Here is an 18,713-nt window from a genome sequence, read left to right as displayed (position 1 = left end):
AGGCGTGTGATTACGGACCGGTATCCGGATAGTTCGGGCCGGCGTCGCGGAAGCCGCCGCTGCTGTAGGGGTTGACGGCGCCGGGATGCGGCGGGCCGCCAGGGCCCAGGGACGAACAGCCGCCCAGGATAAGCAGGGCGGCCAGCAAAGCCAGCGCGCGTGTCGTGGTGGGTTTCATGGTGATCTCCGGCGGCTGCCCCTCGGCGGCCGCGTACAGCCTATGGATGCGCTTCCAGTTTACGCCTGAGTCAGGGTTTGGGCATGATGCCGTGGCGGGCCATCAGGGTCAGGTTTCCGCCCAGCCGGGGGTCCTTGAATGGCCCGTCGGCGTGCATGGCGTCGAAGTCGTGCGGATCGGCGGCATGCTGACGGTAGAACTCGACCCAGCCGCTGCTGCCATGTGGCCGTTCGGCCTCTTGCGGCGCGCCGGCGCGCTGGGCGAACCAGGCGCTGTCGCGATAGCCATCTGCCACGCGGCGCGCCAGCCGGCCCAGCGCGCCATCGCGGTACGTGTACCAGTCGTGGCCGGTTTCGTTGGCCAGTTCGGCCATCATGACCAGCGGGGCGGCGGCGTAGTCGTGATAGTGCAGGGCGCGGCGGCCGCGCGCCATTTCCATGGGCAGGCTGCCGTCGGGCTGGATGTCGTCCACGCCCTTGCGGTAAATGGCCTGCGCGGTGCGCAGCAGGTCGGCATCGTGGGTTGCCACTGCCGTGGCCATGATGCCGACGCCGGTCCAGTAATAGTGGTTGTTGCGCTTGTGCCGGGCATCGTCCCAGTAGGCCAGGTTGGCGCGGGACAGTTGCTTGAGCCAGGGCTCGATGACGCCGCGCTGCGCCGGCGTGGTCAGCGGCAAGGTCTTCAGGTAGGCCAGCGCAACGGCGCCGTGGGTCCATTGGCGCAGGTAGTCGGGCTGGTCATTGTTGTCGCGGATCATCCGGCCCATCATCGCGCCATCTTGCGCCCACGCGGCCAGCCAGGCCTGGGCGCAGCGGCCGGCGGCGGCATCGTTGTCGGCCAGGTAGGCGTCGGACATCGTGGCGATGCGCTGCGCGTAGTCGTCCAGGGGGCGCGTCTGGGCGCGGTTGCGGGCCTGCAATTGCGGATCGATCTTTGAGTGGGCCGCATCGGTGTAGTAGCCCGTGCCTTGCAGGTCGCGCGGCCCGGGAGGCGGCGTTGGGCATTGTGTGGCGGCCGCCAGCGCCTGCGCGCCGGCCAGGGCCAGCAGCAGACCGGTTGCGTATCGCCAGCGGGGCAGGCGGCGCGAGGGGGCCGGCGGGATGCCTGCAATGGGGCGGTGCAAGGGCGGAGTCATCATGCGAACCTGTATTGAAGCGTCGCGACGCGTTCCGAATAGACCGCCCTTCGCGATTTAAGTTGCGTGACGGCTTGGCGCGTCGGCCGCCGTTGCGGCCAGGGTTCGCCGCGGCGCCTAGCGCGCCAGATGGGCGTCGATATAGCGCGAGATGGCGCGGGTTTCGTCGTTGTCCGCGCCCACGTCCGCATTGATCTGGGCGTGGTTGCGCGCGACGCCCAGGATTTCCGCCTGGTTGCCGTGCGCGGCGAGCTGGTCGGCGTAGCTGCGCGACCGGCGGCAGGGGTCCGGCCGCAGGGTCGAGCACACCAGCAGGGTTGGCGATACCGGGCCGCGCAGTTGGGCGGCGGGCGAGGCCTGGGCCCACTGGGCCGGGTCGGCGCCGAAGGCGTCGTCGTAGAAGGGGGCGTGGGGTCGGGGCATGACGTCCAGCAGGTCGAAGCCGGCGCCGTCCAGGATCACGCTGGCGCGCCAGGGCTGCGCGCCGGTGCGTTGGCGCATGGCGGCGTCGGCCGCCAGCAGCGCCAGCAGGTGGCCGCCGGACGAATGGCCCATGACGATGATGCGGTCTGGATCGGCCCCCCAGCCGGGCGCCTGGCGCCGGATCCAGGCCAGCGCCAGGCCCAGGTCCTGCGCCTGGGCTTCGGGGCGCGCTTCTGGCAGCACCCGGGTATTGACCGAGACGATCGCAAAGCCCTTGGGCAGCCAGTAGTCGAGCTTGTTGTCGACGACATCCGGGGCGGCCTTGTCACCGCCTTTCCAGGCGCCGCCGTGCACCATGACGAGGATGGGGGCGGCCGGTCCGGATGAACGACCGGGGAGATAGACGTCCGCCCGTTGCGCCGCGTCCGGGCCGTAGTGCTGATCGATCAGCGGCGCGGCGGGGGCGGCGCGGGCCGGGCTTGCCACGGCGCAGGCCAGGACGAGGGCGATCAACAGGTGGGGCAGGCGCATGGCGGCGGGTGGGATCCAGGATGCCGGCTACTGTAGCGCGGGCGGACGGCCATGGCGACCCGGCGCCGGTTTGTGGCATGCTGCGCCGCTCCTGTCTCTTGCCCCTTGCTGCCATGCCCACCAGACTGTTGTCGCGGCTTTGCGATTTCCTGCTGCTGTTTGCCGCCGCCGCGCTGTTCGGCGCCTGCCTGACGGCCAAGCTGCAGACCGGGTCGTATGGCCTGGCGATTCCCAATGCGCCTTATCTGTATGAGCGACGGGATTTCCTGCTGGATGCCGCGTTTGCGGCGCTGGCGGCCGGGGTGGCGTTGGGTGTGGCCGAGCGGTTCACCCGGCTGGGCCGGTCAGCCATCGGTCGCGCCGCGGCGGGTTTTGTCGCGGCGTTGCTGGCTGTCTATCTCGGGCCGCCGGATCCCATCGTGTTCGGCAACACCTGGGCGCGCTGGGAGCCGACCTTTGAATTGTTCCTGGCCCAGTGGGATATCGCGTTGCCGCTGGCGGTGGCGGTCGTGGCGGCGCGCCAGGGCATTCGCAGGCTGGCGTCCGTCAGTTAGCCGCGCAGCACGCGATCCAATTCAAGCACCGTCTGGTACAGCACGCGCGTCCCGTCCAGCAGCTGGGCCGGTTCGATCCATTCTTCGGGGCAGTGACTGCGGCCGTTCAGGCAGGGGATGAAGATCATGCCGATGGGGCCGGTGGGCGCCATGTAGACCGCGTCGTGGCCCGCGCCGCTGGGCAGGCGCATGCTGGCGTAGCCCAGCTGGTCGGCAGCGGCCTTCACCGCGTCCATCACCAGCGGCGCGCAGTCGGTGGGCTGGGCGCGGCTCAGCTGGGTGAAGCCGGCGGTCAGGCGCAGCGCCTTCAGGTCGTTGGCCACCGAGGCCATCAGCGTTTCGGGAAATGCGTCCAGCACCGCATTGCTGTCGCTGCGCATTTCCAGCGTCAGTTCGACGCGGCCGGGTACGGCGTTGGCGGCGTTGGGCGTCATGGCCAGCTTGCCCACGGTGGCCACCACGTAATGCGGATTGCCGCTGGCGGCACTGGCCTGGCGGCTGGCGGCGTCGATGAGGCGGGCCGCGCCCACCAGGGCATCGCGGCGGATGTCCATGGGCGTGGTGCCGGCGTGGTCGGGCTGGCCTTCGACCACGATCTGCACGCGGCGGATACCGACGATGTTGGTGACCACGCCGATGGGCAACTGGCGGCTTTCCAGCACGGGGCCTTGTTCGATGTGCAGTTCGACGAATGCGGCGGTGCCGTGGGCGCCGCGCAAGGGGGCGTTCAGCGCGGCCGGGTCGCCGCCGATGCGGGCGATGCCCTGCGCCAGCGTTTCGCCATCGGGGTTGCGGGCGGCCAGCATGTCGGCGCTGAGCTGGCCGCTGAGCGCGCGGCTGCCGACACAGGAAATGCCGTAGTCGCTGGGTTCTTCGGACAGGAAGTCGATGACTTCGAAGTCGTGTTCCAGTTCGATGCCGTGTTCCTGCAGGGTGTGGGCGACTTCGATGCCGGCCAGCACGCCGATGATGCCGTCAAAGCGGCCGCCGCTGGGCACGGTGTCGCAATGCGAGCCGGTGGCAATCGGCTTGCGGCCAGGGTTGCGGCCGGCGCGGGTGCCGATCAGGTTGCCGCCGGCATCCACACGCGTGGTCAGGCCCGCGGCTTCGAATTCGGCGCGCAGCCACTGGCGGGCTTGCTGGAACAGCGGCGAGAACGCGCGGCGGGTCCAGGGCTGGTCGGGCAGGGTGAGGCGCGACAGGGTCTGGACGCGAGCCCACAGGCGGTCGGCGTTCAGGGGCGGAAAAGGCTGGGACATGGGCGCGGCCTTCACGCCTGGCGCGGGCGCAGGAAGCGGCCGTCGCCTTGCTGGTTGACGATGCGCTGGCCGTCGTAGACCTGCTGGCCGCGGCACCAGGTGCCGGCCACGCGGACGGTGAATTCACGGCCTTCGAACGAGCTCCAGTTCACGGCGGCCAGGCTGCCGGAGGGATCGAAGGCGTAGCGTTCCGGCGTGAGAATGACGATGTCGGCGTCCTTGCCGATATCCAGCGTGCCCTTGCGGTCGTCGAGCAGGAAGTGCTTGGCGGGGTTGCTGCACAGCTGGCGCACCACCATGGTGGGCGAAATGCCGTGTTCTTCGCAGCCGGTCCAGAAGGCGGGCAGCAGGGTTTCCAGGCCGGGGCCGCCGGATGCGTTCTTGAAGACGTTGGGATTCTGCTTGCGTTCGAGGCCCCAGCTGACGTGGTCGGACGAGACGAAGGTGCATTCGTCGTTGGCGATGTGGGTCCAGAGCAGGTCGACCTCGGCCTTGGGGCGGATGGGCGGGTAGTGCTTGGTCTTGGCGCCGAAGCGGCGGGTGTGCTCTTCGTGGTTCAGCATCAGGTACTGCACGCAGGTCTCGATGCTGGCGCGGTGGCCGTTGCGGCGGTACATGTTGCAGATCTCGAAGCCGCGCGAGGTGGACACGTGCACGGCATGGGCGCGGGCGCCGGTTTCAGCGCCGATCTCGTAGATCAGGGCGGTGGCCAGGTTTTCGATCAGCGGCGTGTGGGCGCGCATGAAGGCGTCCCAGCCGGTGTCGCCGGCATCGACCAGGCGCGCGATGTTCTTGCGCGTCATTTCCTGCATCTGGTTGTGCACGCCGCAGGCCAGGCCCGACGGCGCGATCAGGCGAAAGGCGTCGTACAGATCGTCTTCTTCGATGCGCGGAAAGCGGCCGGGCGTGGCTTCGAAGGTCGAGAACTTGAAGGCACAGACGCCGCCCTCGATCAGGCCGGCCGCGGCCGCCAGGCCGTGTTGCGTGTTCAGCGTGCCGAACAGGGCCACGTCGACATGGCAGTCGCGTTCGACCTCGGCGATCTTGGCGTCCAGGTGCGGGCGCGAGGCCACGGGTTCGGGGTCGTCGTAGGGCATGTCGACCATGACGGTGACGCCGCCCGCCGCCGCGGCGCGGGACGCCCAGCCCAGGCCTTCCTGGTTGGCCTGGCTGCCGGAATGCACCTGGCCGTCGACCACGCCGGGAATGATCCATTGGCCGGTGGCGTCGACGCTCTCGCGCGCCGCGGGGGCCGCGCCGGTACCGCGCGCGGCGATCTTGCCGCCTTGCACCGCCAGCCAGCCGTTTTCCACAATGCCGTGCGGATCGACGATATTGCCGCGCACCACCCAATCGAAATCGCTCATGACCACTTCCATTCAGACTAAGGATTGAAGGGCAGTGTAGTAACCGCAGATCAAAACGTCTTATGCTTATATGTACATGGGAATTAACATCAGGTTAAGCATATGAAATTGAATCTGCGGCAGATCGAGGTGTTCCGCGCCATCATGATCAGCGGCTCGATCAGCGGCGCCTCGAAGCTGTTGTTCGTGTCGCAGCCCGCCGTCAGCCGGCTCATCGCCTATACCGAGCAGCGCCTGGGGCTGATGCTGTTCGAACGCATCAAGGGTCGGCTGTACCCCACGCCGGAAGCGCGCCGGCTGTTCGTGGAAGTGACTGCGCTTTATCAGAACGTGCAGCGCGTGAACGAGGTGGCCGACAACCTGGCCGAGAATCGCGAGGGCCAGTTGCGGCTGTCTTGCAGCCCCAGCCTGGGGCAGTCGCTGCTGCCGCGCGCCATCGCCCGGTTCCGCCGCCAGTTTCCCGAGATCCGCATCGTGTTGCAGACGCTGATCCCGGCGGTGATGGAGCAGTCGCTGCTGACCCAGCAGGTCGAGCTGGGGGTGGCCTACATGCCGGTGAACCACCCCAGCCTGGCCACCCGGCCGCTTTATGAAAACAAGATCGTGGCGGTGCTGCCGGCGGGGCATCCGCTGGCCGCGCGGCGCCAGGTCACGGCGGCCGAACTGGCGCGTGAACCGCTGATCGGCTACAGCGCCGACATTCCGTTCGGCATGCTGGTGCACAAGCTGTTCGGCACCGAAGACGCCCAGCCCGAACCGCGCATCGAGGTGCAGCAGGCGCACGTGGCCTGTGCGCTGGTGCAGGCTGGCGCCGGGGTGGCGCTGGTGGATGAGATCACCGTGGCGGGGCCGATCTGGTCCGACGTGGTGACGGTGCCGATCGTGGATACGGTGCATGCGCCGGTGAATGTGTTCCACCTGCAATTGCAGCCCTTGTCGCGGTTGGCGCAGGCGTTCATCGACGTGTTGCACAAGCTGGACCTGCCGGCTTCCCTCGAATCCGACTGATATCTCGCCTGGGGATATCCCTAGGTGCGGCGCGGCCCCGGATCGCGCCTCTCTCTGGGCGCGGCCAACGATTAACACGGCGTTATATACAAGGCATAAAAGGTAATACGACATTAACAAGATTGCTTCCTATGATTCCCCGAAATCTCCAGCGCCATGCGTCGCTGGACCAGCTAAACCGCTATCGGGAAAGGAAGGGCGAAATGGGAAGAATCTTGACGATGAAAGACGTCGAAGCCGCGGTCAGGGGCGGTTCGGTGTTTGCCTGTGGCGGGGGCGGCTGGGCCGATCATGGCCGCGAACTGGGGTCGCTGGCGGTGACCATCGGCCGGCCCGAGCTGGTCTCGATGGACGAAGTACCTGACGACGCCTGGATCGCCACCGCCGCCGCCATCGGCGCGCCGGGCGGCCTGACCGACTGGCAGATGCTGGGCATCGACTACGTCAAGGCGGCCGAGCGCCTGCAAGATGCCCTGGGCGAACGCCTGTACGGGCTGATCATCGGCCAGAACGGCATGTCCAGCACGCTCAACGGCTGGTTGCCGTCGGCGGTGCTGGGCACCAAGGTGGTGGACGCGGTGGGCGACATCCGCGCCCATCCCACGGGCGACATGGGGTCGCTGGGCCTGGCCGGCAGCCCCGAGCCCATGATCCAGTGCGCCGTGGGCGGCAACCGCGCCAACAACGCCTATATGGAACTGACCGTGCACGGCGCCACCGGCAAGGTGTCGCCGGTGCTGCGCCGCGCCGCCGACATGGCCGGCGGCTTCATTGCCAGCTGCCGCAACCCGATCCGCGCGTCGTACGTGCGGCGTCATGCGGCGCTGGGCGGCATCAGCCGCGCGCTGGCGCTGGGCGAGGCGATCCTGGCGGCGCAGCCCAAGGGCGGCAGCGCCGTGATCGACGCTATCTGCAAGGCCACGCAGGGCGAGATCATCGGCTCGGGCCGGGTGGTGCGCAACACGCTCAAGTACACCGAAGAAGCCTTCGACATCGGCACGGTCGAGATCGGCGAAGGCGCGGGCAAGCGCGTCATCCACGTGATGAACGAACACATGGCCGTGACCGATGCGCAAGGCGAACGCATCGCCTGCTATCCCGACGTCATCACCACGCTGGACGCCGACGGCAACCCGGTCAGCGCGGGCAAGCTCAAGGAAGGCCTGCAGGTGTCCATCCTGCACGTGTCCAAGCAGCACATTCCGCTGTCTTCCAGCGTCACCGATGCGTCGGTGTACCCCATCGTCGAAAAGGCGCTGGGCATGGATTTCACCGGCTACGCGCTGGCGCGCTGAAGGACCTTACGATGAAACGCGAATTCAACGTTCCCGGCGGTGCGGTGCTGCGTTGCAAGGGCTGGCGCCAGGAGGCCCTGCTGCGCCTTCTGGAAAACGTGCTGGCGGTGGGCGAAGACCCGGACAACCTGGTGGTCTACGCCGCGCTGGGCCGCGCCGCGCGCGACTGGCCGTCGCATGATGCGATCGTGCGCGCGCTGCTCGAACTGGAAGAAGACCAGACCCTGATCGTGCAGTCGGGCAAGCCCATCGGCGTGCTGCGCACCCATCCGCAGGCGCCCATCGTCATCATGGCCAACTGCAATATGGTGGGGCAGTGGGCCCACGCCGAGAACTTCTACCAGCTGCAGGACGACAACCTGATCTGCTGGGGCGGGCTGACTGCCGGCGATTGGCAATACATCGGCTCGCAGGGCGTCATCCAGGGCACCTACGAAATCTTTTGCCGCATCGCCGAACGCCACTTCGGCAACGACCTGCGCGGCCGTTTCATCCTGACCGCCGGCATGGGTGGCATGGGCGGGGCCCAGCCCCTGGCCGGCCGCATGGCCAACGCCGCCATCCTGACCATCGAGATCAACCCGGAACGCATCGAAAAGCGCCTGAAGGCGGGCTTCCTGGAGCGCCGCGCCGAGTCGCTGGACGAGGCGCTGGCCCTGATCCGCGAGGCCCAGGCGGCACGCCGCCCGATTTCCGTGGGGCTGCTGGGCAACGCGGCCGACATCTATCCGGAAATCCTGGCGCGCGGCATCGTGCCGGACATCGTCACCGACCAGACGTCCGCGCATGACCTGGTGTACGGCTATGTGCCCTCGGGCTACACGCTGGACCAGGTGGCGCGCATGCGCCAGGACGACATGGCCGGGCTGATGAACGCCAGCCGCCAGTCCATCGTGCGCCACGTCACCGCGATGCTGGGCTTCAAGGACCGCGGCGCCGTGGTGTTCGATAACGGCAACCTGATCCGCACCCACGCCAGGCAGGGCGGGGTGGACCGTGCGTTCGAGATTCCGGTGTTCACCGAGGCCTTCCTGCGGCCGCTGTTCGCGCGCGCCATCGGCCCGTTCCGCTGGATTGCGTTGTCCAACGACCCCGACGACATCCGCAAGATCGACGACTTCCTGCTGCAGCGCTTCCCGGACAACCTGATCGTGTCCAACTGGATTCGCCTGGCGCGCCAGGAAGTGCCGTTCGAAGGCCTGCCGGCGCGCATCGCCTGGCTGGGCCACGGCGAACGCACCGAGCTGGCGCTGGAAGTGAACCGTATGGTGCGGGAAGGCATCCTGGCCGCGCCGGTGGCATTCACCCGCGACCACCTGGATGCCGGCGCCATGGCGCACCCCAACATCATGACCGAGAACATGCGCGACGGCTCGGACGCCATCGCCGACTGGCCCTTGCTGAACGCAATGATCAACTGCGCCTCCAGCGCCGACTTGGTTGCGATTCATTCCGGGGGCGGCGGCTACAGCGGCTACATGACCAGCGCGGGCGTCACGGTGGTGGCGGACGGCACCGACGCGGCGGCGCAGCGCCTGTCGCTGTCGCTGACCAACGACACGGCCAGCGGCGTACTGCGCTATGCGGACGCCGGCTACGAAGAGGCGCTGGACGAGGTCCGCAAAAAAGGCATAGGCCGCATCGACACGTCGGTGCGGGCTTGAACGGCAGGACATAACAGCCCCGGATACGGGGCGATTCAATGGGAACGTCAATGAAGAACATCGCAATCAACCCGGGCGCCGGGGTATTGGGGGGCAATCCCCCCCATGCCGGCGCCGACGAACACAAGGGCGCCAAGAAGGCCGTCATCGCCGCATCCATCGGCAATGCGCTGGAATGGTATGACTTCTCGGTCTACGCGCTGTTCGCGGTGTACATCGGGCAGAACTTCTTTCACAACGCGGACCCGACGGTGCAGCTGATGGCCTCTTTCCTGGCCTTCGGGCTGGGTTTCATCGTGCGGCCGCTGGGCGCGCTGGTGCTGGGGTCCTATGGCGACCGCGCCGGACGCAAGGCCGCGTTGACCATGACCATCATGCTGATGGCGCTGGGCACGTTGCTGATCGCCATTGCGCCGCCGTACGCGGCCATCGGCGTGGGCGCGCCGCTCTTGATCGTCTGCGGCCGCATGCTGCAGGGCTTTTCGGCCGGCGGCGAAGTGGGCGGCGCCACCGCTTTCCTGGTCGAGCATGCACCCGAAGGCAAGCGCGGCCAGTATGCGTCGTGGCTGCAGGCCAGCATGGGTATTTCCAACCTGCTGGGCGCGCTGGTCGCCACGCTGGTGACCACGTTCCTGACCGAAGACCAGGTGGGCGAGTGGGGCTGGCGCATTCCGTTCATCGTGGGCCTGTCGATTGCCCCGGTGGGGCTATGGATGCGCCGCACGCTCGACGAAACGCCGCATTTCCGCGAAGAACAGGCCCGCCAGGCGGCTACCAGGAACCACGTCAAGGCCCCGCTGCTGGCGGTGCTGCGCGACTACCCGCGTGAATTGTTCACCGGCCTGTGCATGTCGGTGCTGTGGGCGATCGGCCCGTACGCGCTGATCATCTTCATGCCGATCTACGTGCAGAAAAGCATGGGCTTCACCAGCTCGCAGGCGTTTCTGGGGGCGCTGGTGGGCAACCTGTTCCTGATCGGCGGCTGCTTCTTTTCGGGCACGCTGTCCGACCGCTACGGCCGCCGCACGGTGCTGCGCGGGTCGGCGTTGCTGCTGCTGGTGACGGTGTACCCGCTGATGATGTGGCTGCAGGCCAACCACACGCAATTCGCGCTGATCGTGGTGCAGTCGCTGTTCTGCCTGCTGGTGGCGCTGTATGTGGGCACGGCGCCGGCAGCCCTGTCCGAGGTCTTCCCGACCGCCGTGCGTTCGTCGGGCATGTCCCTGTCGTACAACACGGCGGTGACGGTGCTGGGCGGCTTTGCGCCGGCCATCCTGACCTGGATCACCTACACCACCGGCGTGTCGTTCGCGCCGGCCCTGTATGTGATGGGCGCTTGCGTGGTGGCGCTGGTGGCGTTGACCGTGTTGCCGCAGGGCCGTCATGTCTGACGGCCGGGTGACGCTGGTGCGAAAGGTGGCGCAGCGGGCGGTGCAAAAAGTGATGCGAAAGGCGGCGCCGGGCAGGTTGGCGGCGGTCGCCGCGACGCTGGTCTTGTCGGGGTTGGGCAGCGCAGCCGCTCTGGCTGCGCCGACCGCCACGTCTCCCGCCGCCGCGCCGGTTGCCGCGACGACCGTCGCAACGACGGCCGCGCCCGCCGCCGAACTCGTGCTGCTGGGCGTGGCCGGCGGGCCCACCTGGTACGGCGCCGATTCGCCGCACGGCATCTCGTCGGCGCTGGTGGTGGACGGCAAGGCCTACATCGTCGACCTGGGGTCGGGCGCCTATCGGCAACTGCGCCGCGCGGGCATCAAGCCGGGCGCCGAGCAGGCCGTGTTCCTGACCCACCTGCATACCGACCACATCATCGACCTGGCCAGCCTGCTGATGTACGACCCCAGTGCGCGTCGCCGGGCCAAGGCCTCGTTGCAGATCTTCGGGCCGGGCCGGCGCGGGTTGTTGCCGCCCCTGGCGGCGGGCCTGGCGGGCGACCCGGTGATACACGCCGAGAACCCCGGCGCGGGCACGGCGGACCTGGTGGATTCGGTGGTGGCCGGCATGGCCGCCGACCTGAACATCCGCGTGCGCAGCGAAGGCGTGCCCGACGTGCGCGGCTTTTTCCAGGCGCACGACATCCCGGTGCCGCCCGGCGTGGTGCACGACCCCAACACGAATCCGGCGCCGCCGATGGACCCCTTCGAGGTCTGGCGCGACGAGCGCGTGACGGTCACGGCCATCCTGGTGCCGCATGGACTGGTGTATCCCAACTTCGCCTATCGCTTCGATACTGCCGCGGGGTCGGTGGTGTTCTCGGGCGATACGGCGGTCAGCCCCAACCTGGAGCGCCTGGCGCGCGGCGCCGACATCCTGGTGCACGAGGCCATCGACCCCGCGTGGGTCGACCACATCGTCGGCCCCAAGCCCTGGGATGCGCGCCAGCAGGCGTTGGCGCGGCAACTGCTCGAAGCCCACACCACGCCGCAGCAGGCCGGCGAGGCGGCAACGCGGGCGGGCGTGAAGCGCCTGGTGCTGTCGCACCTGGTGCCCGGTGATGCCCCGGCGGCGCATTGGCTGTCGGCGCGAGACACCTTCAAGGGGCCGGTCGTGTTGGGGCAGGACCTGATGCGTATTCCCCTGGTGCAAATTCCCTTGACGCAGGCAGTCAAGCAACCTTGAGCGGAGACGGCGGGATGACGGCTTTTCAAGCGGTGTTGAAGGGCGGGGCACGGCGCGGACGGGGCCGGCTGTGCAAGGTGGTGGCAGTGTCGCTGCTGGCCTGTGGCCTGGCTGCCGGGCAGGCCGAGGCAGCTTCCGCGGCGGCGACCGGGTCGGCCGCCGTGGCCAAGTCCACCGAATGCACCGTCACCCTGGACGGCCGCTCGCTGACCGCCGCCCAGGTCGTGGCGGTGGCGCGGCAGGACTGCGCCGTCGCCATCGCCCCGCAAGCCGTCCAACGCGCGGCCCGCGCCTACGACCTGCTGCTGGCCTACGCCCGCCTGGACAAGCCGGTGTACGGCCTGAACCGGGGCGTGGGCCTGAACAAGGACCAGACCATTTTCCAGGGCGGCGACATTTCGCCCGAGGTGCGGCGCCTGTCCGAGCAGTTCAACCGCAACCTGCTGCATTCGCACAGTGCTGCCTACGGCAACGAGGCGCCGCGCGATGTGACCCGCGCGGCCATGCTGATCCGCCTGAACACCGCGCTGTTCGGCGGGGCGGGCATGCAGCCCGCGGTGCTGGACCAATACGCCGCCTTCCTGAACCGCGATGTCACGCCGGTGATGCTGGGCGAAGGCTCGGTCGGCGAAGCCGACATCACCATCCTGCCGCAGATCGGCCTGGTCATGATGGGCGAAGGCGAGGCCTGGCGCGGCGGGCGGCGCCTGGGCGCCGAGCAGGCGCTGCACGAGGCCGGGCTGGCGCCGGTGCGGCCGTTCGGCAAGGATGCGCTGTCCATGGTCAGTTCCAACGCCTACGGCGCCGCCGTGGCGGTGCTGGCCGCGCACGATGCGCGGGCGCTGCTGGCCCAGGCCGATGCGGTGGCGGCGCTGTCGCTGGAAGGGCTGGACGGCAATCTGGCGCCGTTACTGGCCCCCGCGCAGTCGCAGCGGCCCTACGCCGGCCAGCGCGCCACCGCCGAGCGCATGCTGGGGCTGCTGCAAGGCAGCGTATTGTGGAGAACCGATGCGCAGCGGCCGCTGCAGGATCCGCTCAGCTTTCGCACCGTCAGCCAGGCCCACGGCGCCGCCCGTGACATGCTGGCGCTGCTGGACAGCCAGTTGCAGGTGCAGATCAACAGTTCCGATGACAACCCGACCGTGGTGCTGGACGCCACGCCCGGCCCCGGCGCATCTGCCTATGAAACCCAGTATTTCGTGACCGACGGGCCGGTGCGCGGGGCCGTGCTGCCCAGCGCCGGGTTTGACCCCAGCGCCTGGGTATTGCCGTTGCAGGGCACGGCGGTGGCCCTGTCGCAGGTGGCGCAGCTGTCGGCGCAGCGCACCTTGCGCCTGACCGACCCGGCGTTTACCCGGCTGCCGCGCTTTCTCAGCCCGGGCAACGGCGCCATCGGCTACGGCCCGATCCAGAAGACCGTGTCGGCGCTGGCGGCCGACGTGCGGGCCCTGTCCGGCCCGGTCGTGACCGACGTGCAGGCACAGGCCGGCAACATCGAAGACGTGGGTACCAACGCGCCGCTGACCGGGCTGCGCGTCACCGGGCAGATCACCGCCTTGACCCGGTTGCTGGCCGTGGAACTGATGCATGCGGCCCAGGCCGTGGACCTGCGCTATCCGCAAGGGCCGGCAGCCGCCCTGGGGCAGGGCACCGCCATCCTGTGGCGGGATTTCCGCAAGCAGGTGCCGTACCTGGCCGAAGACCGCCGCAACGACGCCGACATCATCGCGGCCACGGCATTCCTGCGGCAGAACCGGGACGCCCGATCCGCCTGGGCGCCTGACCTGTAGGCGTGGAACAGTCTGTTGCGCGTCGGCCGCCCACGGGCCGGCCGCCGAACGCTTGCCAAGCAGGTGATTTGCGTTAAATTTGCGCGACGCCCGCAGGCGCCGGATCGCCCGTCGCCCGCGCCGCCACCGCGTTCCCCATCGCCACCCCCCCGGATCTCCAGGAGTTCCTACGCATGTCTTCCCTAGACTCGTTCGCCATCACCCAAAAATGGCCCGCCCAGCACCCCGACCGCATCCAGCTCTATTCGCTGCCCACGCCCAATGGCGTGAAGGTGTCGATCCTGCTGGAAGAGCTGGGCCTGCCCTATGAGCCGCACCGGGTCAGCTTCGATTCCCAGGACCAGTTTTCGCCGGAATTCCTGTCGCTCAGCCCGAACAACAAGATCCCGGCGATCCTGGACCCCAACGGTCCCGACGGCAAACCGCTGGCGCTGTTCGAGTCCGGCGCCATCCTGGTCTACCTGGCCAGCAAGACGGGCCAGTTCATCCCCGCCGACACCGCCGGCCGCTATGAAACGCTGCAATGGGTGATGTTCCAGATGGGCGGCATCGGCCCGATGTTCGGCCAGCTGGGCTTTTTCCATAAGTTCGCCGGCAAGGACTACGAAGACAAGCGCCCGCGCGACCGTTATGTGGCCGAATCCAAGCGCCTGCTGGGCGTGCTGGACAAGCGCCTGGAAGGCCGCGCCTGGGTCATGGGCGACCAATACACCATCGCCGACATCGCGATCCTGCCGTGGGTGCGCAACCTGATCGGCTTCTACGGCGCCGGCGACCTGGTCGAGTTCTCGCAATTCAAGAACGTCGCCCGCGTGCTGGAAGCCTTCGTGGCGCGTCCGGCAGTGGTAAAGGGTCTGACTATTCCAACTTGAGCAGGGCAATGGGTTGCTCATCACGCGGATTTGGGCAACGATCTTCCCTAACGCAATAGCTGGTGAGCCTTCGGGCAAAAGCGTTGACTGCCGCGATAGCGGTTCCGCCAAAAGCGGAGGTAACAGACGCCAGACTACGGGGCCCCTTCGGGGGCCTTCGCTTTGCAGTCTGACAGGTGCGAGTGAAGCAATGCATGGCGAAGGTGACGCGGATTTCGACATTGCAGCCGTGACTGACAGTGAGTGAGTAGCGAAACGGGTGTAAGTGACTCAGCGGATAGGCCTGGCCTTGCGAGTCGACGTACGACACCCAGCGCATCATGCCTTCGTGCCAATTGGCCCCCATCTTTCATTCCGCTGGCTCTGGTTCCACGAGGCGCAGAGTATGCATCGCCAGCTTGTGCCTGATGGCATGTAGCGTGCGCTTTATGTCTCGCTTTACTCCCACTGTAGTCAGTCGCCCATGGCGTGCCTCTTTCCGTGACCGCCCTTTGCGCCCGATCAAACAAGCCCGATACTTTCATGCTTTTCAGTCATATGCTTATTACCAAAACGCGTAAGCTGGCCTCATAAGCTGGACAACGCAGTACGAACACCCGACGTACGCGCTTGCCGGCGCGTAACGGAGGGTCAGATGAAGAAGTTCGGGATCAAGGCGGTGGTGGCGCTGCTGGTATTGGCAGGCGGGGCCATCGGTGGCGCCCAGGTGCTTACCGCCCATCGCAAGACGGAAACGACGGCCACCGTCGATCCGCAGGATCGGCGCCTGGCCGAGGTCGGCGCCTATATCGCGCGCACGGCCGATTGCGTGGCCTGTCACAGCGTGCCCGGTGACAAGCCCTTTGCGGGCGGCCTGGCGATGCAGACGCCGGTGGGCACGATCTACTCGTCCAACATCACGCCCGACAAGACTGCCGGCATCGGCGCCTACAGCTACGCCGATTTCAAGAACGCGGTGCAGTACGGCATCCGCAAGGACGGCACGCCGCTCTATCCGGCCATGCCGTATCCGTCGTACGCCATCATGCCCGACGCCGACGTGCAGGCGCTGTACGCCTATTTCATGGCCGACGTGAAGCCCGACAGCAAGCCCAGCGCCGATTCCACCATTCCGTGGCCGCTGAACATGCGCTGGCCCATGGCCTGGTGGCAGGCGCTGTTTGCCGGCAAGCGGCAGTTTGCGGCGCCGGCCGGCGCCGACGAAATGCTGACGCGCGGCGCCTATCTGGTGGAAGGGCCGGGGCATTGCGGCGCCTGCCATACGCCGCGCGGCCTGGCTTACCAGGAAAAGGCGCTGTCCATGGCGGATGGCGATGCCTTCCTGTCGGGCGCGGTGATCGACGGCTGGCGCGCCAAGAGCCTGCGCGGCGAAGCCCAGGGCCTGCAATCGTGGACGGCGGCCGACATTGCGCTGTTCCTGAAGACGGGCCGCACCGACAAGGTGGCGGCGTTTGGCGCGATGGCCGACGTGGTCGAGCACAGCACGCGCCATTTCAGCGACAACGACCTGGCCAGCATCGCGGCCTACCTGAAGCAATTGCCGCCGGTGCAAGGCAAACTGCCGGTGTTCGCCGCCAAGGCCGACACCACCACGGCGGCCCTGCTCGATGGCCGCTACGACTCGCGCGGCGCGGTGATCTACATGGAGCAGTGCGTGGTCTGCCACCGCGCGGACGGCCAGGGCATGCCGCGCATTTTCCCGGCACTGGCGGGCAATTCGGCCATCTTCGCGCAGAACCCGCAGTCCATCATCCAGATCACCCTGGAAGGCGGCAAGATGCCCGCCAACGACCATGACGCCATGGCCTTCGCCATGCCCGGGTTCAACCACCTGAGCGACCGCGACATCACCGACGTCATCAATTTCATCCGCACGGCCTGGACCAACCAGGCGCCGGCCATCGCCGATGGCGACGTGGCGCACATCCGCGACTTCCTGGCAGGCAAGAAACCGAACATCGTGTCGGGAGGCAAACATGAATAACAGGCTCAAGATCGCCGCGGCGCTGGTGCTGGCGGCCACGGTCGGAGGCGGCATGGCCGCGATGGCGGCGCAGGATGCGCCGGCTGCGGACCCCAACGGCAAGACCTTCGCCGTGCTGGACAAGGACGGCAAGCGGCTGGCCGACTACACCATTCCGTCCGACACGCTGATTGCCAAGGAACCCAACGCCGACCAGATCAACTACGGCAAGCGCCTGCTCAACGAAACCCGGCGCCTGCTGCCGCAGAACACCGGCGCCAGCATGAACTGCAACAGCTGCCACGTGCAGCAGGGCAAGAAGCCGCTGGGGGCGCCGTACATCAACACGGTCAATTCGTTTCCGCAGTTCAACCCGCGCGCCAACCGCGTGGTGACGCTGGAAGACCGCATCAATGGCTGTTTCATGCGGTCGATGAATGGCAAGCCGCTGGACAAGACGTCGCCGGAAATGCAGGCCATGGTGGCCTACATGAAGTGGCTGGCGCAGGACGTGCCGCACGGCGCCAAGGTGCAGATCGAAAACGCCTGGCCGATCGACACCAAGCTGATCGGCGACCCCGTGCGTGGGAAGAACCTGTATGCGGCGCAGTGCGCCGCCTGCCACGGCGCCAACGGCGAAGGCAAGAAGGACCGTGCGGGCGATGTCGTGTTTCCGCCGCTGTGGGGCGACGAGTCGTTCAACATCGGCGCGGGCCTGGCGCGCACCTACAAGGCCGCGGCCTTCATCCGCAACAGCATGCCGATGGGCGTGAACACCCACGGCACCTGGGGCGAGGGCGGCGTGCTGTCAGACCAGGACGCGGTGGACGTGGCGGAATACTTCACCCACATGCCGCGCCCGGACTTCCCCGGCAAGGAAAAGGACTGGCCGAACGGCAAGAAGCCCAAGGACGCGCGGTATTGAGGTGATCCTGGCCGAAGACCATCACGGGTCGTCCCCACGGGGGACCTTGTGATGGCCTCTTCGGAGGCCTGCCTGCACAGGCAGCCCTGTGCGGCCCGCCCTACAATCGGCTGATCTTCATTCTGATCATCCGGCCCCATGGAACTGCGCCAGCTGCGTTATTTCGTCCGCGTCGTCGAAGCCGGCAGCATCGGCCGCGCGGCCGCGTCCCTGGATATGGTGACGTCCGCCCTCAGCCAGCAGATCAGCCGCCTGGAAGGCGAGCTGGCCACGCGGCTGTTGCAGCGCAGCGCCAGCGGCGTGGTGCCCACCGACGCGGGGCTGGCGTTCTTTCGCCAGGCCCAGCTGGCGCTGCGCCATGCCGACGATGCCGTGCGCGCCGCCCAGCAGGCGCGGCTGGCCGGGCACGTCAGCGTGGGGCTGTCGTCCACCACCGCCTCGATCCTGGGGGCGCCGTTCGTGCAGGCCATGAACGAGCGTTACCCGGACATCCGGCTGCACCTGGTCGAAGCGCTGTCGGGCCATCTGGCCGACATGCTCAACGGCCGCCTGCTGGACCTGGCCATCGTGTTCCACGCCGAGGCCGCGCGCCGCTGGAGCGTGATGCCGCTGCTGGACGAACCGCTGTACCTGTGCGCCCGGCGAGGCATGCCCGGCCTGCCGGCGGGGGCGACCACCCGGCTGGAAGACATTGCCGACCTGCCGCTGGCGCTGCCTAGCGGCCGCCATGGGCTGCGGGCCCTGGTCAATCACGCGTTCCAGAAGTCTGGCCTGACGCCACGGGTAGTGGCCGAGGTCGATGGCCTGGCGTTGCTGATGGACGTGGTGCAGCTGGGCTACGCCGCCACTATCCAGCCCAGCTCGGCCACTGCCCGCATCGCGCCCGGCCAGTTGGCCATGGCCCGCATCGACGATGCGGACCTGTTCCGGCCCAACCTGCTGGCCAGCCTGTCCGAAGACGAACTGTCGCCCGCGGCGCTGGCCGCGCGGCTGGTGCTGGCGGATGTGTCGCGCAGCCTGGCGCGCGCGGGCACCTGGGCGGTCACGACCCTTCACGAATCGTGAATACCTGTTGACGCCGCCGGGATATCGCGGCGCGGCCTGTAGACCTACAGTGCATTCCTTGATTCAGG

Annotated in this window: 17 protein-coding genes; 11 read left to right on the top strand and 6 right to left on the bottom strand. The window is 67.9% G+C overall.

What is annotated here, in order from left to right:
* Positions 1–10: 10 nt before the first annotated feature.
* From AC3WMR_RS22855 to AC3WMR_RS22845, 3 genes are all read right to left on the bottom strand, one after another.
* Positions 11–178 (bottom strand): hypothetical protein, encoded by a 168-nt coding sequence (locus AC3WMR_RS22855; RefSeq protein WP_115596977.1) that lies wholly within the window; start codon positions 176–178, stop codon positions 11–13.
* Positions 179–248: 70 nt separating this feature from the next.
* Positions 249–1,316 carry an alginate lyase family protein gene (locus AC3WMR_RS22850; RefSeq protein ID WP_492265111.1) on the bottom strand — a complete coding sequence of 356 codons (1,068 nt, stop codon included), beginning with the start codon at positions 1,314–1,316 and terminating at the stop codon, positions 249–251.
* 114 nt (positions 1,317–1,430) lie between these two features.
* Positions 1,431–2,267 carry an alpha/beta hydrolase fold domain-containing protein gene (locus AC3WMR_RS22845; RefSeq protein ID WP_492265112.1) on the bottom strand — a complete coding sequence of 279 codons (837 nt, stop codon included), beginning with the start codon at positions 2,265–2,267 and terminating at the stop codon, positions 1,431–1,433.
* A 113-nt stretch (positions 2,268–2,380) separates the two neighbouring features.
* Between AC3WMR_RS22845 and AC3WMR_RS22840 the strand changes: the two genes are divergently transcribed.
* A complete protein-coding gene (locus AC3WMR_RS22840) occupies positions 2,381–2,821 on the top strand; it encodes a hypothetical protein (protein ID WP_492265113.1) in 441 nt (146 codons plus the stop codon).
* On the opposite strand, the gene ertE is transcribed toward AC3WMR_RS22840, so the two are convergent.
* Both ertE and ertD read right to left on the bottom strand, forming a co-directional pair.
* Positions 2,818–4,080 carry an N-carbamyl-l-glutamate amidohydrolase ErtE gene (gene ertE, locus AC3WMR_RS22835; protein WP_492265114.1) on the bottom strand — a complete coding sequence of 421 codons (1,263 nt, stop codon included), beginning with the start codon at positions 4,078–4,080 and terminating at the stop codon, positions 2,818–2,820. The genes AC3WMR_RS22840 and ertE overlap by 4 nt on opposite strands.
* 11 nt (positions 4,081–4,091) lie before the next feature.
* Positions 4,092–5,447, bottom strand: a complete 1,356-nt coding sequence (gene ertD / locus AC3WMR_RS22830; RefSeq protein WP_492265115.1) for a hydantoin-5-propionate amidohydrolase — start codon at positions 5,445–5,447, stop codon at positions 4,092–4,094.
* A gap of 102 nt (positions 5,448–5,549) precedes the next feature.
* On the opposite strand from ertD, the gene AC3WMR_RS22825 reads away from it, so the two are divergent.
* The 7 genes from AC3WMR_RS22825 (at position 5,550) to AC3WMR_RS22795 (ending at position 14,692) form a co-directional block, all read left to right on the top strand.
* Complete coding sequence (locus AC3WMR_RS22825) at positions 5,550–6,455, top strand: LysR family transcriptional regulator (protein WP_492265116.1); 906 nt, start codon at positions 5,550–5,552, stop codon at positions 6,453–6,455.
* Positions 6,456–6,658: 203 nt separating this feature from the next.
* A complete protein-coding gene (ertC, locus tag AC3WMR_RS22820) occupies positions 6,659–7,750 on the top strand; it encodes a thiohydantoin desulfurase (RefSeq protein ID WP_492265117.1) in 1,092 nt (363 codons plus the stop codon).
* A gap of 11 nt (positions 7,751–7,761) precedes the next feature.
* On the top strand, positions 7,762–9,414 hold the full coding sequence (gene ertB / locus AC3WMR_RS22815) for a thiourocanate hydratase (protein WP_492265118.1): 1,653 nt from the start codon (positions 7,762–7,764) through the stop codon (positions 9,412–9,414).
* Between the two features lie 50 nt (positions 9,415–9,464).
* The gene (locus AC3WMR_RS22810; RefSeq protein ID WP_492265119.1) at positions 9,465–10,805 is read left to right on the top strand and encodes an MFS transporter; all 1,341 of its coding nucleotides are present in this window, start codon (positions 9,465–9,467) and stop codon (positions 10,803–10,805) included.
* Positions 10,798–12,030, top strand: coding sequence for an MBL fold metallo-hydrolase (locus AC3WMR_RS22805; protein ID WP_492265120.1), 1,233 nt, complete (start codon positions 10,798–10,800; stop codon positions 12,028–12,030). The genes AC3WMR_RS22810 and AC3WMR_RS22805 overlap by 8 nt, the downstream gene beginning before the upstream one ends.
* A 14-nt stretch (positions 12,031–12,044) precedes the next feature.
* Complete coding sequence (locus AC3WMR_RS22800) at positions 12,045–13,820, top strand: HAL/PAL/TAL family ammonia-lyase (protein WP_492265121.1); 1,776 nt, start codon at positions 12,045–12,047, stop codon at positions 13,818–13,820.
* Positions 13,821–13,993: 173 nt separating this feature from the next.
* On the top strand, positions 13,994–14,692 hold the full coding sequence (locus tag AC3WMR_RS22795; RefSeq protein WP_492265122.1) for a glutathione S-transferase N-terminal domain-containing protein: 699 nt from the start codon (positions 13,994–13,996) through the stop codon (positions 14,690–14,692).
* Here AC3WMR_RS22795 and AC3WMR_RS22790 read toward each other — a convergent pair.
* A complete protein-coding gene (locus AC3WMR_RS22790; protein ID WP_492281592.1) occupies positions 14,679–15,011 on the bottom strand; it encodes a YjaZ family protein in 333 nt (110 codons plus the stop codon). The genes AC3WMR_RS22795 and AC3WMR_RS22790 overlap by 14 nt on opposite strands.
* 315 nt (positions 15,012–15,326) lie before the next feature.
* Here AC3WMR_RS22790 and AC3WMR_RS22785 point away from each other — a divergent pair, with 315 nt between their 5' ends.
* From AC3WMR_RS22785 to AC3WMR_RS22775, 3 genes are all read left to right on the top strand, one after another.
* Positions 15,327–16,676 carry a c-type cytochrome gene (locus tag AC3WMR_RS22785; RefSeq protein WP_175217402.1) on the top strand — a complete coding sequence of 450 codons (1,350 nt, stop codon included), beginning with the start codon at positions 15,327–15,329 and terminating at the stop codon, positions 16,674–16,676.
* Complete coding sequence (locus AC3WMR_RS22780; RefSeq protein WP_492265124.1) at positions 16,669–17,580, top strand: c-type cytochrome; 912 nt, start codon at positions 16,669–16,671, stop codon at positions 17,578–17,580. The genes AC3WMR_RS22785 and AC3WMR_RS22780 overlap by 8 nt, the downstream gene beginning before the upstream one ends.
* A 138-nt stretch (positions 17,581–17,718) precedes the next feature.
* Positions 17,719–18,645, top strand: coding sequence for a LysR family transcriptional regulator (locus AC3WMR_RS22775; protein ID WP_492265125.1), 927 nt, complete (start codon positions 17,719–17,721; stop codon positions 18,643–18,645).
* The last annotated feature ends 68 nt before the right edge of the window (positions 18,646–18,713 follow it).

This window comes from Achromobacter sp. FW305-C-28, from assembly GCF_058783235.1.
This window is presented reverse-complemented; position numbering and strand designations above follow the sequence as displayed.